At 72.9% G+C, this 15,288-nt stretch carries 14 protein-coding genes and 1 tRNA gene; 10 read left to right on the top strand and 5 right to left on the bottom strand.

The window, feature by feature from the left end; translation table 11 throughout:
- Positions 1–167 precede the first annotated feature (167 nt).
- The 4 genes from CP978_RS13615 (at position 168) to CP978_RS13600 (ending at position 6,719) form a co-directional block, all read left to right on the top strand.
- Complete coding sequence (locus CP978_RS13615; protein ID WP_043440641.1) at positions 168–1,061, top strand: FAD binding domain-containing protein; 894 nt, start codon at positions 168–170, stop codon at positions 1,059–1,061.
- Positions 1,058–3,022: a 2Fe-2S iron-sulfur cluster-binding protein gene (locus CP978_RS13610; protein WP_043440639.1), complete on the top strand. Its 1,965-nt coding sequence runs from the start codon at positions 1,058–1,060 to the stop codon at positions 3,020–3,022. The genes CP978_RS13615 and CP978_RS13610 overlap by 4 nt, the downstream gene beginning before the upstream one ends.
- Entirely contained in the window at positions 3,019–5,322 is a 2,304-nt protein-coding gene (locus CP978_RS13605) for a xanthine dehydrogenase family protein molybdopterin-binding subunit (RefSeq protein WP_043440637.1), read from the top strand. Before CP978_RS13610 ends, CP978_RS13605 begins: the two co-directional genes overlap by 4 nt.
- Before the next feature lie 323 nt (positions 5,323–5,645).
- Positions 5,646–6,719, top strand: a complete 1,074-nt coding sequence (locus tag CP978_RS13600; RefSeq protein WP_052454104.1) for an SUKH-4 family immunity protein — start codon at positions 5,646–5,648, stop codon at positions 6,717–6,719.
- A 31-nt stretch (positions 6,720–6,750) separates the two neighbouring features.
- Here the strand turns inward: CP978_RS13600 and CP978_RS13595 are convergent.
- Positions 6,751–6,825, bottom strand: a tRNA-Cys gene (locus CP978_RS13595).
- 205 nt (positions 6,826–7,030) lie between these two features.
- Here CP978_RS13595 and CP978_RS13590 point away from each other — a divergent pair.
- From CP978_RS13590 to CP978_RS13565, 6 genes are all read left to right on the top strand, one after another.
- Positions 7,031–8,488: an MFS transporter gene (locus tag CP978_RS13590; RefSeq protein ID WP_043440634.1), complete on the top strand. Its 1,458-nt coding sequence runs from the start codon at positions 7,031–7,033 to the stop codon at positions 8,486–8,488.
- Positions 8,489–8,520: 32 nt separating this feature from the next.
- Positions 8,521–8,718: a hypothetical protein gene (locus CP978_RS13585; protein WP_043440632.1), complete on the top strand. Its 198-nt coding sequence runs from the start codon at positions 8,521–8,523 to the stop codon at positions 8,716–8,718.
- On the top strand, positions 8,718–9,086 hold the full coding sequence (locus CP978_RS13580; protein WP_043440629.1) for a type II toxin-antitoxin system death-on-curing family toxin: 369 nt from the start codon (positions 8,718–8,720) through the stop codon (positions 9,084–9,086). Before CP978_RS13585 ends, CP978_RS13580 begins: the two co-directional genes overlap by 1 nt.
- A 136-nt stretch (positions 9,087–9,222) precedes the next feature.
- Positions 9,223–11,016: a DEAD/DEAH box helicase gene (locus CP978_RS13575; protein WP_043440627.1), complete on the top strand. Its 1,794-nt coding sequence runs from the start codon at positions 9,223–9,225 to the stop codon at positions 11,014–11,016.
- Positions 11,017–11,382: 366 nt separating this feature from the next.
- The gene (locus CP978_RS13570; RefSeq protein ID WP_043440625.1) at positions 11,383–12,024 is read left to right on the top strand and encodes an IclR family transcriptional regulator; all 642 of its coding nucleotides are present in this window, start codon (positions 11,383–11,385) and stop codon (positions 12,022–12,024) included.
- Positions 12,025–12,115: 91 nt separating this feature from the next.
- Positions 12,116–12,907: a S16 family serine protease gene (locus CP978_RS13565; protein ID WP_043440622.1), complete on the top strand. Its 792-nt coding sequence runs from the start codon at positions 12,116–12,118 to the stop codon at positions 12,905–12,907.
- A gap of 67 nt (positions 12,908–12,974) precedes the next feature.
- Here the strand turns inward: CP978_RS13565 and CP978_RS13560 are convergent, their stop codons facing one another.
- The 4 genes from CP978_RS13560 to CP978_RS13545 all read right to left on the bottom strand — a co-directional run bounded on the left by CP978_RS13560 (position 12,975) and on the right by CP978_RS13545 (position 15,255).
- Positions 12,975–13,157, bottom strand: coding sequence for a hypothetical protein (locus CP978_RS13560; protein WP_043440619.1), 183 nt, complete (start codon positions 13,155–13,157; stop codon positions 12,975–12,977).
- A 12-nt stretch (positions 13,158–13,169) separates the two neighbouring features.
- On the bottom strand, positions 13,170–13,751 hold the full coding sequence (locus tag CP978_RS13555) for a winged helix-turn-helix domain-containing protein (RefSeq protein ID WP_043448549.1): 582 nt from the start codon (positions 13,749–13,751) through the stop codon (positions 13,170–13,172).
- Between the two features lie 102 nt (positions 13,752–13,853).
- Positions 13,854–14,663 (bottom strand): ABC transporter permease, encoded by an 810-nt coding sequence (locus tag CP978_RS13550; protein ID WP_043440618.1) that lies wholly within the window; start codon positions 14,661–14,663, stop codon positions 13,854–13,856.
- A gap of 112 nt (positions 14,664–14,775) precedes the next feature.
- Positions 14,776–15,255, bottom strand: a complete 480-nt coding sequence (locus CP978_RS13545; protein WP_043448545.1) for an Lrp/AsnC family transcriptional regulator — start codon at positions 15,253–15,255, stop codon at positions 14,776–14,778.
- Between the last annotated feature and the right edge of the window lie 33 nt (positions 15,256–15,288).

Below are 15,288 nucleotides of genomic sequence, written 5' to 3'. Positions count from 1 at the left end.
GTGGCAAAACGGTCCATCTCTCCGGCCAGGGGGTGAAAGTCTCCTAGCGGACCCCCGCGTCGTGGGACGTGAAAGATGTGCCAGAGTTGCCACGTCCGCCCTGTCAGCACGTACCGTACGGAGCCACAGGTGGGGACCAGGTGGGGCAGCGGGAAGGGGCAGCCGGTTTGACCACGCAGGCACCGCAGGCGGCGCACGCCGTGACGTTGCCCGCCTCGCTGGACGAGGCTGTGGCGGCCCTCGCCGCCATGCCGGCGGCCGTTCCCGTGGCGGGCGGCACCGATCTCATGGCCGCGGTCAACTCCGGTCAGCTGCGGCCCGCCGCGCTGGTCGGGCTCGGCCGGATCAGCGAGATCCGGGGGTGGCAGTACCAGGACGGCCATGCGCTGCTCGGCGCCGGCCTCACTCATGCCCGCATGGGGCGCCCCGACTTCGCCGCGCTGATCCCCGCCCTCGCGGCGGCGGCGCGCGCGGCCGGACCACCGCACATCCGCAACGCGGGCACCCTGGGCGGCAACATCGCCTCGGCCGCGCCCACCGGCGACGCGCTCCCGGTGCTGGCCGCCCTGGAGGCCACCCTGATCATCGCGGGCCCGAACGCGGCCCGCCGGGAGATCCCGGTCTCGCATCTGCTGGCCGGGGTGGACATGTTGCGCTCCGGGGAGCTCATCGGCTACGTGCGGGTGCCGCTGCTGCACGCCCCCCAGGTCTTCGTGAAGGCGACCGGGCGTACCGGCCCCGGGCGGGCCGTCGCCTCCGTGGCGCTCGTCCTGGACCCGGCCCGGCGCGGGGTGCGCTGCGCCGTCGGCGCCATAGCACCGCTGCCGCTGCGCCCCCTGGAGGCCGAGCAGTGGGTCGCCCGGCTGATCGACTGGGACAACAACCGCGCGATCGTCCCGGAGGCGCTCACGGCCTTCGGCGAGTACGTCGCCGCGGCCTGCATCCCCGATCCGGAACCGGCGGAGGACGGCAGCGCCCAGCAGCTTCCGCCCGCCGTACTGCATCTGCGGCGCACCGTCGCCGCGCTGGCCCGGCGAGCACTGGGGAGGGCGCTGTCGTGACCGACGACCAGCACGGGGAGGGCGGCCCCGACCGGGGGGCCCAGGGCTCCTGGGAACGACTGCCGGGGGAGTACGACGACGGCGCCACCGCCTTCGTCCAGCTCCCCGAGGGCGGTATCGACGCCCTGCTCGCCGCCGACAGCCCGCTGGCCGCACCGGGCCACAGCTATGTGCCCCCCTCCTTCACCCCCGCCGCCGGCACGCCCATCGACCAGGCGGCCGCCGGCAGTTGGGACACCCCGGCCGAGGGCGTGCAGTGGCCCGACCCCGCCGCCGGACCGGACCAGGGGGCCGGGGACCGGTTCACATACCACCCCGGCACGGCCGGACCGTGGCACTACGCGGGGTACGAGCAGTACGAGGAGCCCGCGGCGCCCGCGGCACCGCAGGAGGCGCCCGCGCCGGGACGCGATGTCACCGGCGAGTGGTCGATCCCGGTGGCGGGCGGTGATCTGCCCGACGAATCCGGTGAGTTCAGCACCTCCTCGCTCGTCGAGCAGTGGGGCGGCACCCCGCCCGCGACCCTGCCCGGCGGCGCGGCCGCGCCCTGGGCGGCGAGCACGGTGGGACAGCCGTGGCCGGACGCGGCGGAGACCCCCGGGGATCTGCCCGCCGAGGTCCCCGGAGAGCCGTCGGACGCGCCCTACGAGGACGGAGCGGTGCACGGTGGGGTCCCCGGAGGTCCCGAGGCGCCGGAGGCCGCCCAGGAGGCTTCTGGGGCCGTCGAGATGCCCGACGGCGTTCCGGGGCAGGGCTTTTCGCAGGGCATGGGGCACGACCCCGCGCAGGCCCGACGGCAGGACCATGCACAGGGGCCCGGGCACGAGCCCGCCCCGGCTCATGGGCAGGCTGCCGCGCAGGGCGGCTACGACCCCGCACCGGCCGGGCAGCAGGGCTTTGCGCAGGGTGTCCACCAGGAGGCCGCGCCGCTTCCGCCGCACGACGGCGGCCGGCTCGGACACGATCCCGCGGCGGCTCACGCACAGGGTCTCGCCCAGGGCGTTCACCACGACGCCGCGCCTGCCCGGTCGCAGGACGGCCATGAGCCCATGCCGGCCCCGCAGCAGGGTTTCGCGCAGGACGCTCGGCACGAGCCCCGGCCGGCCCAGCCGCAGGACGGTGCGCAGCCCCACGAACACGCGTCCGCGCCGCAGCCCGAGCCGGCGCTCCTCGCGGGGCCTGAGCCCATGGCGGCACCCGGGCCCGCACCCGTCGCCGTACCCGAGGCTCCGACGGCGCCGGGGCAGGCGGCGGCCGAACCGGCCGCCGAGGCCGCCGACGCACCGGACCCGGAGCCCGGCCCCGAGCACGAACCGGGGGCCGCGTCCCCGCACGACGACCACCCCCTCGCCTCGTACGTGCTGCGCGTGAACGGCGCCGACCGGCCCGTCACCGACGCATGGATCGGCGAGTCACTGCTGTACGTGCTGCGCGAGCGGCTCGGCCTCGCGGGCGCCAAGGACGGCTGCTCGCAGGGCGAGTGCGGCGCCTGCAACGTCCAGGTCGATGGCCGGCTCGTCGCGTCCTGCCTGGTGCCCGCCGCCACCGCCGCGAGCAGCGAGGTGCGCACGGTCGAGGGCCTCGCGGCCGACGGACAGCCCTCGGACGTCCAGCGGGCGCTCGCCCGGTGCGGTGCGGTGCAGTGCGGCTTCTGCGTCCCCGGGATCGCGATGACCCTGCACGACCTGCTGGAGGGCAACCCCGCGCCCACCACGCTGGAGACCCGGCAGGCGCTGTGCGGCAATCTGTGCCGCTGCTCCGGCTATCAGAGCGTGATCGAGGCCGTCAAGGAGGTCGTCGCCGAACGCGAGGCACACGCCGAGGCCGAGGTGGCGCTCGACGCCGAGGAGGCCCGCATCCCGCACCAGGCGGGCCCCGGATCGGGCGGTGTCCACCCCTCCGCGTTCGATGACGCGCCCCCGAACGAGCACCCGTACGGCCAGGACGGAGGCCAGGCGTGAGCAATGAAGCCGCCACCATGACCACCGCGGTGGACGCACCCGCCCCCGATCCGCTGCCGCACGGTCTGGGCGCCTCCCTCCCGTCCACCGACACCCGCGCCAAGACCGAGGGCACCTTCCCGTACGCGGCCGACCTGTGGGCCGAGGGCCTGCTGTGGGCCGCCGTGCTGCGCTCGCCGCACCCCCATGCGCGCATCCTGTCCATCGACACCGGCCACGCACTGAAGATGCCCGGCGTCCGGGCCGTCGTCACCCATGAGGACGTGTCCGACGGAGCGCTCCACGGCCGTGGCTCGGTGGACCGGCCGGTGTTCGCCTCCGAGGTGGTACGCCACCACGGGGAGCCGATCGCGGCCGTCGCCGCCGACCACCCCGACACCGCGCGGATGGCCGCCGCCGCGGTCATCGTCGAGTACGAGGTGCTCGACCCGGTGATCGATCCTGAGCAGGCGTTCGAGGCCGAGCCGCTGCACCCCGACGGCAATCTGATCCGTCACATCCCGCTGAGCCACGGCGATCCGGCCGTGATCGGCGAGGTCGTCGTCGAGGGCCAGTACCGCATCGGCCGCCAGGACCCCGCCCCGATCGGCGCGGAGGCCGGCCTCGCCGTGCCCCGGCCCGACGGCGGGGTCGAGCTGTACCTCGCCTCCACCGACCCGCACAGCGACCGCGACCGGGCCGCCGCGGTCTACGGCCTCGAACCCGAGCGGGTGAAGGTCGTCGTCACCGGGGTGCCCGGCGCCACCGCCGACCGGGAGGACCAGGGCTTCCAGCTGCCGCTCGGACTGCTCGCCCTGAAGACCGGCTGCCCGGTCAAGCTGACCGCGACCCGCGAGGAGTCGTTCCTGGGGCATGTCCACCGCCACCCCACCCTGCTGCGCTACCGCCACCACGCGGACGCCGAGGGCAAGCTGGTGAAGGTCGAGGCGCAGATCCTGCTGGACGCCGGCGCCTACGCGGACACCTCCTCGGACGCGCTGGCCGCCGCGGTCTCCTTCGCCTGCGGCCCGTATGTCGTCCCCAACGCCTTCATCGAGGGCTGGGCCGTACGCACCAACAACCCGCCGTCCGGGCATGTGCGCGGCGAGGGCGCGATGCAGGTGTGCGCCGCGTACGAGGCCCAGATGGACAAGCTCGCCAAGAAGCTCGGCCTCGACCCGGCGGAGCTGCGGCTGCGCAATGCCATGGCCACGGGTGATGTGCTGCCGACGGGCCAGACGGTGACCTGCCCGGCGCCGGTGGCCGAACTGCTCGAGGCCGTACGGGACCACCCGCTGCCCCCGCTGCCCAAGGACACCCCCGAGGACGACTGGCTGCTGCCGGGCGGCCCCGAGGGCGCGGGCGATCCCGGTGCGGTGCGCCGCGGGGTCGGCTATGGCGTCGGCATGGTGCACATGCTGGGCGCGGAGGGCGCGGACGAGGTCTCCACGGCCACGGTGAAGGTGCAGGACGGGGTGGCGACCGTGCTGTGCGCGGCGGTCGAGACCGGCCAGGGCTTCACCACGCTGGCCCGCCAGATCGTCCAGGAGACCCTCGGCATCGACGAGGTGCAGGTCGCCTCCGTCGACACGGACCAGCCGTCGGCGGGCGCCGGCTGCCGGGGCCGGCACACCTGGGTCTCGGGCGGCGCGGTGGAACGCGCCGCCAAGATGGTCCGCACCCAGCTGCTGCAGCCCCTGGCCCACAAGTTCGGGATGTCCACCGAGCTGCTCCAGATCACCGACGGCAAGATCACCTCCTATGACGGGGTCCTGTCGACCACGGTCACCGAGGAGTTGCGCGGCAAGGAGCTGTGGGCCACGGCCCAGTGCCGCCCGCACCCGACGGAGCCGCTGAACGAGGCGGGCCAGGGCGACGCCTTCGTGGGGCTCGCGTTCTGCGCGATCCGCGCCGTGGTGGACGTGGACGTCGAGCTGGGCTCGGTACGGGTGGTGGAGCTGGCGCTCGCCCAGGACGTCGGCCGGGTGCTGAACCCGGCGCAGCTCGCCGCCCGGCTGGAGGCGGGCGTCACCCAGGGCGTGGGCATCGCCCTCACGGAGAACCTGCGCACGGCCCGCGGCCTGGTCCGGCACCCCGATCTGACGGGCTACTCCCTTCCGACGGCCCTGGACGCACCGGACATCCGGATCGTGAAGCTGATCGAGGAACGCGATGTGGTCGCGCCCTTCGGGGCCAAGTCGGTCAGCGCGGTGCCCGTGGTGACCTCCCCGGCGGCCGTCGCCTCCGCGGTGCGCGCGGCGACGGGCCGCACGGTCAACCGGCTGCCGATCCGCCCCCAGGCGGCGGTGACCGCTCAGTGACCGGCGGCGGCCTCGGCGCCGCCGCCGCTCCCGTCCTCCTCACGTCCGGGGGACCGTGAAACCCCGGCCGTTCTTCCCCGACCCGCGCCCGGCGCCGGCGACCGCGCCGCCCCGGGCGTTCGTGCCGGCGCCGGGTGCCGATGCCGCCGTCGGGCGTTCGTCATGGCGCCCCGCGTGGCTCATTTCACCTCTTGGACCCCGAAAGTATCGGGGAGTTGTCAGTGGGGCGGCGTAAAGTTCTTGGCATCCGGGAGAGCCGTTCGACGGCTGGAAGCGTCCTTTCTGAGAGAGACGTTCCGGGGACGAACCACACGGGGGAATCAATGGACACGACGAACACCGGCGGTGTGATCACACTGACCACGACGGGCCTCGATCCGTACGGCACACACACCGAGACGCGGCATCTGCGCACGGGACCGGGGCTCTCACCCCCGGGCGCCCCGCCGTGGTTCGGCACCCTGCGCGGGCGGCCGGCGCTGCGACGGATCGCCGAGCTGGTGGCCGAGGCCGGAAAGCTCGCCGCGGTGCTGCGGGAGCAACTGGTCATGGGGGCCCTGCGCACCGTCGACCGCGATCTGCAGTCCCTGGTGCTGGACGGCACCACCGGCGCGGTCCCGACCTATGTCCACCCGTGCAACCCCGGCCTGATGGACTTCTCGCCGCTCGCTCCCTCCCTGGCGCCACTGCTGCGGTGCGCGTCCCACGCCCGGTTGAGGAGGGGGGAGCACAGCGCGCGAGCGGAGGCGTCCGGGCGGCCGGCGTCCCAGGCGGTGACGGAGGTCTCCCGTTGGCTGGCCTCGGTGTTCGGAGCCGAAGCCGCGCAGGACTCGCTGCCGTACCGACGGATGGCCGCGCTGCTCCGCCCCATGGCCCGGATCGCCCGCCCCGCCGAGGGCCTCGCGCTCGCCCTGCCCCCGCGGCTGCTGGACGAGGAGTTCGGTTCCGCGGCCGTGGTGCACTTCGAGGACATCGACTTCCCCGCCGCCCTCACCCACGAGCCGACCCGCCGCTTCCTGCGCGACACGGGGCTGCCCGAACACGGGTACTGGTACGAGCTGGACACGGATGTACCTCTGCCCACTCTGACGGAGTACTACACGGACGAGGACGTCTTCACCGCGGACGAACTCCCCGAGGGCGCGGACCGTCTGATACGCCTCGGCCATCTCCTCGAGGACACCAGCCTGCTCGTCGACGGCACCACCGGCGCGCTCCTGTGCTGGAGCGAGCCCGAGTCACTGCTGCGCCCGCTCCACGCGGACCTCTCCACCCTGGCCTTCACGGTCTGGCTGGTCCACCGCGAGAAGACCCTCGACACGGACCACGCCCTGACCGAGGCCTACGAACACCTCACCGCCACCGCCCCTACAACGATCGACCCGCTGTACGCGTAGGTACCCGGCCGTGGTGGTGCGGTGGCGCGTTTGGAGGCCGTGGCGGGATTCGAACCCACGTAACCCGCTTTGCAGGCGGGCCCCTGAACCACTCGGGCACACGGCCAAGATCAGGTGCGGCACGGCTCACTCGTTCCGACCTGACGTAAGGACCGTACGGCCGGGTGCACAGGGGGCTCAAGGGGATCGCCGGGGCCGCAACGGGACTGCCATACGCCGTTCATGAACGGCGCGTCGTAGGACCAAGGTCGCACGCGATCACCGTCTTCCGACAGGAGCCAAACGCCGCCGAGACCCTTACCCTGACCTGCATGGCAGCCCTGGAACCCCACGACACCGACGTCGTCGCCCCCGCACCTTCCGTCTCCGTGGACGACACCGCCGGTGTGCTGGGCCGGTCCTATCGGGCGCTGAGCATCGGCATCGTCTCCGTCGTGCTGCTGATCGCCTTCGAGGCGACCGCCGTGGGCACCGCGATGCCGGTCGCGGCGCGGGAGCTGGACGGGGTCTCCCTGTACGCCTTCGCGTTCTCCGGGTACTTCACGACCAGCCTGTTCGGCATGGTGCTCGCCGGGCAGTGGTCGGACCGGCGCGGTCCGCTCGGTTCGCTGACCTCCGGGATCGCCGTCTTCGCGGCGGGGCTGCTGCTGTCCGGGACGGCCGGGTCGATGTGGCTGTTCATCCTGGGCCGGGCCGTGCAGGGGTTCGGCGGCGGGCTGGTGATCGTCGCCCTGTATGTGGTGGTGGGCCGGGCCTACCCCGAGCGGCTGCGCCCGGCGATCATGGCGGCGTTCGCGGCGAGCTGGGTGGTCCCCTCGGTGGTCGGCCCGCTGGCCGCCGGCGCGGTGACGGAACACCTGGGCTGGCGCTGGGTGTTCACCGGGATCCCGGTGCTGGTCGTGCTTCCGCTGGCGCTCGCGCTGCCGCAGATCCGGCGGCGGGCGGCCGGCCCCGTGGACGAGGGCGCGGTGGCCCCCTCCGACCGGCGGCGCCTCCGGCTCGCCCTGGGGATCTCCCTCGGGGCCGGGCTCCTCCAGTACGCGGCCCAGGACCTGCGGTGGTTCTCGCTCGTCCCGGGTGCCGTCGGGGGCGCCCTGCTGGTTCCCGCGGTGCTCGGACTGCTGCCGCGGGGCACCTACCGGGCGGCGCGCGGGCTCCCGTCGGTCGTGCTGCTGCGCGGGGTGGCCGCGGGTTCCTTCATCGTCGCCGAGTCGTTCGTGCCGCTGATGCTGGTGACCCAGCGGGGGCTGTCGCCGACGCTGGCCGGGTTCTCCCTGGCGGCGGGCGGGGGGACCTGGGCGCTGGGCTCCTGGGTGCAGTCCCGGCCGCGCATCGAGCCGCACCGGGAGCGGCTGATGACCGGCGGGATGGTGCTGGTCGCGGCCGCGATCACCACCGCGCCCAGTGTGCTGATCCACGCCGTGCCCGTGTGGATCGTCGCCGTCGCCTGGGCCTTCGGCTGCTTCGGCATGGGCCTGGTGATCTCCTCCAGCAGCGTTCTGCTGCTCAAGCTCTCCGCCCCGGAGGAGGCCGGCGCCAACTCCGCCGCCCTCCAGATCTCCGACGGCCTGGCCAACGTCGTCCTGCTCGCGGCGACCGGCGCGGCCTTCGCGGCCCTGGGCGGAGGCACTACGGCGGTGACGACGGACACGGCGACCGGCGCTTCCGGCGTGCACCCCGCCGCCTTCGCCGCCGTGTTCCTGCCGATGGCGGGGGTGGCGCTGGTGGGGGCGTGGGTGGCGAGGCGGGTGCGGGCGGATATTCGGTGACACCGCGCGGTACCACGTAGTACCGTCGAGGCATGGCTGGACTGAATGTGCGTTTCACGGACGAAGAGCTCGACGCGCTGCGCGAGCGTGCGGCGGCGGAAGGGCGCAGCATGCAGGCCTTCGCACACGAGGCCGTGATCGCGGCCATAAACGAGCACGCGAGGCTGTTCAACGAGGCGGCGGAGCATGTGCTGCAGGCCAGCGCCGAGCTGAACCGAAGGCTGGCCTGATGTATCACCTCACGCTTCCCGAGCTGCTGAACCTTGCGCAGCGGCTCGGTGCGGACGAGGTTCGCGACTTCGGGCTTCTGGACTCGGCGCTGGCGCGCCCCCGGTCGAGCGTCTTCGGGCAGGACGCCTATCCGGACGTCTGGCAGAAGGCCGCGGCGCTGATGGAGTCCCTGGCCCGCAACCATGCCCTCGTCGACGGAAACAAGCGCATCGCCTGGTACGCGACCTGGGTCTTTCTGCATATGAACGGGCATCCGCTCGACTCCGGCTTCGATGTGGACGAGGCCGAGCGATTCGTCCTGGACGTGTGTCAGGGTGCCCTGGATGTGCCCAAGATCGCGGCCCGGTTGCCTGAGTTCGCGCGCTGATTCCACGCGCTCTCCTGTGACGTGGCTCCCACCCGCCGCCCCCCGGTCCGGTCGGCGGTCGGGTGAGGGCGGGGCGCCGATAGGGTGGCCCGGTTGTCATACGTAGCCGAGCCGCTCACCCCCCGAACCGGAGACCGTGACTACCACCGCCGCTTCCTCCTCGCATCATCTCTCTCCCGCCTTCCCCGGCCGCGCCCCCTGGGGCACCGCCAGCAAGCTGCGTGCCTGGCAGCAGGGGGCGTTGGAGAAGTACGTCCAGGAGCAGCCGCGCGACTTCCTCGCCGTGGCGACGCCCGGCGCCGGCAAGACGACCTTCGCGCTGACCCTGGCGTCCTGGCTGCTGCACCACCATGTCGTCCAGCAGGTGACCGTGGTCGCGCCGACCGAGCATCTGAAGAAGCAGTGGGCGGAGGCGGCGGCCCGGATCGGGATCAGACTGGACCCCGAGTACAGCGCGGGCCCGCTCAGCCGGGACTACCACGGTGTCGCCGTCACCTACGCGGGCGTCGGCGTCCGGCCCATGCTGCACCGTAACCGGGTCGAGCAGCGCAAGACCCTGGTGATCCTCGACGAGATCCACCACGCCGGTGACTCCAAGTCCTGGGGCGAGGCCTGTCTGGAGGCGTTCGAGCCGGCCACCCGCCGGCTCGCCCTGACCGGTACGCCGTTCCGGTCCGACACCAACCCCATCCCCTTCGTCGCGTACGAGGAGGGGGACGACGGGATCCGGCGGTCCGCCGCCGACTACACCTACGGTTACGGGTCCGCCCTCGCCGACGGGGTGGTGCGGCCGGTGATCTTCCTCTCCTACAGCGGCAACATGCGCTGGCGCACCAAGGCGGGCGACGAGATCGAGGCCCGGCTCGGCGAGCCCATGACCAAGGACGCCGTCAGCCAGGCCTGGCGCACCGCGCTCGATCCGCGCGGCGACTGGATGCCCAGCGTGCTGCGCGCCGCCGACCAGCGGCTGACGGAGGTCCGCAAGGCCGTCCCGGACGCCGGTGCCCTGGTCATCGCCACCGACCAGGACTCGGCGCGGGCGTACGCCAAGCTCATCCGCGAGATCACCGGACACAAGGCGACCCTGGTCCTGTCGGACGACTCCGGCGCCTCGGGCCGTATCGACGAGTTCAGCGGCAACGACGACCGCTGGATGGTCGCGGTGCGAATGGTGTCCGAGGGCGTCGACGTGCCCCGGCTCGCCGTCGGGGTGTACGCCACCACCATCTCCACCCCGCTGTTCTTCGCCCAGGCCGTCGGCCGTTTCGTACGGTCCAGGCGCCGCGGCGAGACCGCCTCCGTCTTCCTGCCGACCGTCCCCGACCTGCTCACCTTCGCCAACGAGATGGAGGTCGAGCGCGACCACGTCCTCGACCGGCCGAAGAAGGAGGGCGAGGAGGACCCGTACGCCGAGTCCGAGAAGGAGATGGAGGAGGCCAACCAGGAGCAGGACGAGGACACCGGCGAGCAGGACATGCTGCCGTTCGAGGCGCTGGAGTCCGACGCCGTCTTCGACCGGGTCATGTACAACGGCGCCGAGTTCGGGATGCAGGCCCACCCGGGTAGCGCCGAGGAGCAGGACTATCTGGGCATTCCGGGCCTGCTCGAGCCCGAACAGGTGCAGATGCTGCTCCAGAAGAGGCAGGCCCGGCAGATCGCGCACAGCCGTAAAAAGCCGGACGCGGACGCCGATCTGCTCGAACTGCCCGCGGAACGGCGGCCCGTGGTCAGCCACAAGGAGCTGCTGGAACTGCGCAAGCAGCTCAACACCATGGTCGGTGCCTACTCCCATCAGAGCGGCAAGCCGCACGGTGTGATCCACACCGAGCTGCGGCGTGTGTGCGGCGGCCCGCCGAGCGCCGAGTGCACCGCCGGCCAGCTGCGCCAGCGGATCGCCAAGGTCCAGGAGTGGGCCACACGGATGCGCTGACATCCGGCGTCCGCGACCGGTGTCGGGCTGATGCCGGACCGGTGCCGTCGCTGTCCCGAGGTGTCGCTCATATCGATCCGACCTGGTGGGCGAGCGGTATGTATCGACCCAAAACCAATCACTATGCGCAGGTCGTTGATCGGATTCTGGACGGAGCCTTCCGCTGAGCGAACTGGCTTCGCTACTGTCCCGCTACGCACACGCCCCGTGGCAGAGCCGCCCCGGAGCGCAGCCGTTGAAGCGACTGAGGCCGGGAACCCCGCGCCGCCAGCCGATCGGCGGCCTCTGAAACGCGTCGCCGACGGGACTCGACGACGTGTCCGCAGCCAGGGGGCCCGCCGACCTCACCACTAAGGAGTGGGCGTCGTGACCGCGGAGACCTCCCAGACGCTCGACCGGGGCCTGAGGGTCCTCAAGCTGCTGGCCGACACGGACCATGGGCTGACCGTCACCGAACTGTCCCTCAGACTGGGCGTCAACCGGACCGTGGTGTACCGGTTGCTGGCGACCCTGGAGCAGCACTCGCTGGTCCGGCGCGATCTGGGAGGTCGCGCCCGGGTCGGGCTCGGGGTGCTGGGCCTCGGCCGCCAGGTCCATCCGCTGGTGCGCGAGGCCGCGCTGCCCGCGCTGCGCGCCCTCGCCGAGGACATAGGGGCGACCGCGCATCTCACCCTGGTCGACGGGGCGGACGCGCTGGCCGTGGCCGTGGTCGAGCCGACCTGGACCGACTATCACGTCGCGTACCGGGCCGGCTTCCGGCATCCGCTCGACCGGGGGGCCGCGGGCCGGGCGATCCTCGCCGCCCGGCAGCAGCCGGTCACCGACCCCGGCTACACGCTGACGCACGGGGAACTGGAGGCCGGCGCCAGCGGCGCGGCCGCCCCGCTGCTCGGGGTGACCGGGGTCGAGGGCAGTGTGGGCGTCGTGATGCTGTCGGACTCGGTGCCGGAGCGGGTCGGGGCGCGGGTGGTGGACGCGGCCCGGGAGGTGGCGGAGGCGTTGCGCTGACCGACCCGCGGCGGGCCGCGGCGCCGGGCGGGTTCCGTGCAGAAACCGACCGGGACCCGGCCCGACGGCGGCACCGCGTTAGATTGATTCCGTGTTCTCTCGTCTCTCGCGTCCCCAGGCTGTCGCCCTCAGTGCCCTGCCCGTCGTGGCCCTGCTCGCCACGGCGGTGTTCGCACCGCTGCCCTTCACCGTGGCGCAGCCCGGGATGACGGCCAATGTGCTCGGCGCGAACCGGGGCGCCCCCGTGATCACGATCAGCGGGGCGCCCACCCGCAGCACGGCCGGCCAGCTGAGGATGACCACCATCGAGGCGACGAGCCCCGACACGGACGTCTCGCTCGCCGATGTGATCCACGGCTGGTTCCGTACGGACCGTGCGGTGCTGCCGCGCGACTCGGTCTACCCGAGCGGCAACAGCCTCAAGGAGATCGAGCGGCACAACTCCGAGCAGATGAGGCAGTCCCAGGACGCGGCGACCCAGGCGGCGCTGAAGTACCTCCGTCTCGGCGACAAGAAGGTCACGGTCTCACTGAAGCTCGCGGATGTGGGCGGACCCAGCGCGGGCCTGCTGTTCACCCTGGGGATCATCGACAAACTGGACGGCGACGGCAGCGGTGGCGATCTGACGGGCGGCCGTACCGTCGCCGGTACGGGCACGATCGACGCGGCCGGCAAGGTCGGCCCGGTCGGGGGCGTCGCCCTCAAGACACAGGCCGCCCGCCGTGACGGCGCGACGGTCTTCCTGGTCCCGAGGGCGGAGTGCGCCGACGCCAAGGCGGAACTCCCGAAGGGGCTCCGCCTGATCCCGGTGACCACCCTGAACAACGCGGTCGACGCACTGGTCGCCCTGGAGAACGGCAAGGGCTTGGTACCGAGCTGCTAGGGCACTGCTAGGGCGTGTTTCGCCCCGGGCCCTGTCGTCAGGCCTGACGCGTAGGGCCGGACGGAACCTAGACCGTGGCAGGCCGGGGCTCCGAGGCGAGGCGCAGTCCGACCTCGACCAGGGTCCAGCCGAGGCGTTTCCGCAGATCGCGGGGGTGCCTGGCCCCGATGGCGAGCCGGTGGGCGTCGGCCTGGGCCTGGAGTTCGGCGGCGCGGTTGTGGTGCAGCACGAGATGGGTCTCGGGGTGCATCGGCGGTGCCTTTCAGTCCGTGGTGAGAGGGAAGACGTCCGTGTGGATCCGGACCTGTGCGGTCCCCGGGTCGGCCTCGCCGGCGAGATCGCGGTACTCGTCGACGAGGGCGTGCATCTTCCGGACGAGTTCGCCGGTGAGCTCCGGTGTCAGTCGTAGCGTCGCGCTGCTCATGTCGCTGACGCGGCCCCATTCCTGCGGCCAGGTGTCACGGTTGCCCAGCCAGGTCGACAGATCGCGGGACCGGGTGGTCGCCACCTCGTGGAGGTAGAGGTCGGCGGCGCCGCGCACCTCGGGGCTGGCGTCGTCGAGGAGGGAGTCGTCGAAGCGCAGACCCCGGTGGACCGCCCGCCACCATCGCTCCCGGCCCTTGCCGTGCTCCGGGGCGTCCTCCACGAAGCCATAAGCGGCGAGCTGACGCAGGTGGTAGCTGGTCGCCCCGCTCGACTCGCCCAGCTTCTGGGCGAGTTGGGAAGCGGTGGCGGGTCCGCCGAAGCGCAGGGCGTCGTGCAGCCGCATCCGCAGCGGATGCGCGAGCCCGCGCAGCGAGCGGGCGTCGAGACTGCGGACCTGTGGGTCCTGGGGCTCGGTCATGGCATCGAGGATAGCCATGCAAAGGAACCGTTGCAACGCTTTCTTTGCAACCAAGTCTTTGGAACTAAGTCTTTGGAACTGCCCGAGGTCCCGGACCCCCCGTCAGATGCCCGTGGCCGCCCGCGGTCGTAGCAGCGCCTCCGCCACCGAGGCCAGCCAGTCGGCCAGCAGCGCCACCGCGGCGGTCAGGACCGAGCCGAGGAGCAGCGCCGGTACGCACCGATGGGTGACCCCGGTGGTGATCAGCGCACCCAGGCCGCGCTGGCCGCCGAGGACTACCAGGGTCGCCGTGCCGGCGTTCAGCACCAGGGCCGTCCGGACGCCCGCGAGGATCAGCGGCACCGCCAGGGGCAGTTCCACCCGGGTCAGCCGGCTCAGCGGGGACATGCCGAGGTCACGGGCGGCCTCCCGGAACGCAGGGCCCTGTGCCGCAAGGCCCGCGACCGTGCTCGACAGCACGGGCAGGGCCGCACAGACGACGAGACCGGTCAGCACCGTCGTGCGGTCGGTGCCCGGCCGGAGCGCCGGCAGTGCCGGAAGCGCGAAAACCGGAGCGGTCCGGCCCAGCTCGGCGAGCGTGCTCGCCGCGGGCGTGAACCGGCGCAGCACCCCGCGGGTGAGCAGCACGCCCAGCGGGAGCGTGACGGCCGCCACCAGCAGGGTGGCGAGCGCGGTCAGTTCGATGTGCTGCCACAGCACCCTGGAGACCCTCAGGCGCGCCAGCGCGTCCTCCGCGTCCGGGTCCAGACGCGCGTGGCGGAACCACAGCAGGGTCGCCAGGAGCGCCACCGTCAGCGCCAGGGGCAGCACGGTCAGCCGCCGCCAGGTGAGCCGCGGCCGTGAGGGGTCCGGCGGGGCCGGCGTCCCGGGCCGCGTCCGCTCCTCCCGCTCCATCAGCTGCGCTGTCGTCACGTCGGCCTCTCCTCCGGTGGTGCCGGTGCCACGCCTCCCGGGGACCGGCCGCCGGCCGTCCGAGGGGCCCGGAAGCGCATCCGCCGGCCCTCGTCCCGGCCGACCGGGGTACCTAGGTCCTGTCCCGGTCCTCCGCCGCCTGCTCCACCAGCGGGATGATCCGCAGCGGAACGGGGTTCTCCATGACGATCGCGGTGGAGGCTCGGACGATGCCATCAAAACCGACAACCCGGTCGATCACACGTTGAAGATCGGCATTCGAGCGAGCCACCAGACGGCAGAGCATGTCCCCTCCGCCGGTGGTGGTGTGCAGTTCCAGGACCTCCGGCACGCCCGCCAAGTGGGCCCGTACATCCGGCCCTTGGCCCTGCCGGATCTCCAGCGTCGCGAAGGCGGTCACCGGGTAGCCGAGCGCGGCCGGGTCCACCTGAGGGCCGAATCCGCGGATCACCCCATTGGACCGGAGCCGGTCCAGGCGTGCCTGGGCGGTGCCACGCGCGACCCCGAGCCGCCGGGACATCTCCAGCACCCCGATGCGCGGCTCCCGGGCCAGCAGCAGAATGAGTCGGGCGTCCAGATGATCGATCGCCATGGCGGGCTCCAAGATGGTCATCATGTACAGAAC

It is taken from the genome of Streptomyces nodosus (genome assembly GCF_008704995.1).
Lineage (GTDB): Bacteria > Actinomycetota > Actinomycetes > Streptomycetales > Streptomycetaceae > Streptomyces > Streptomyces nodosus.
The sequence above is the reverse complement of the archived record's forward strand: the minus strand, read 5'-3'. Positions and strand labels throughout refer to the sequence as shown.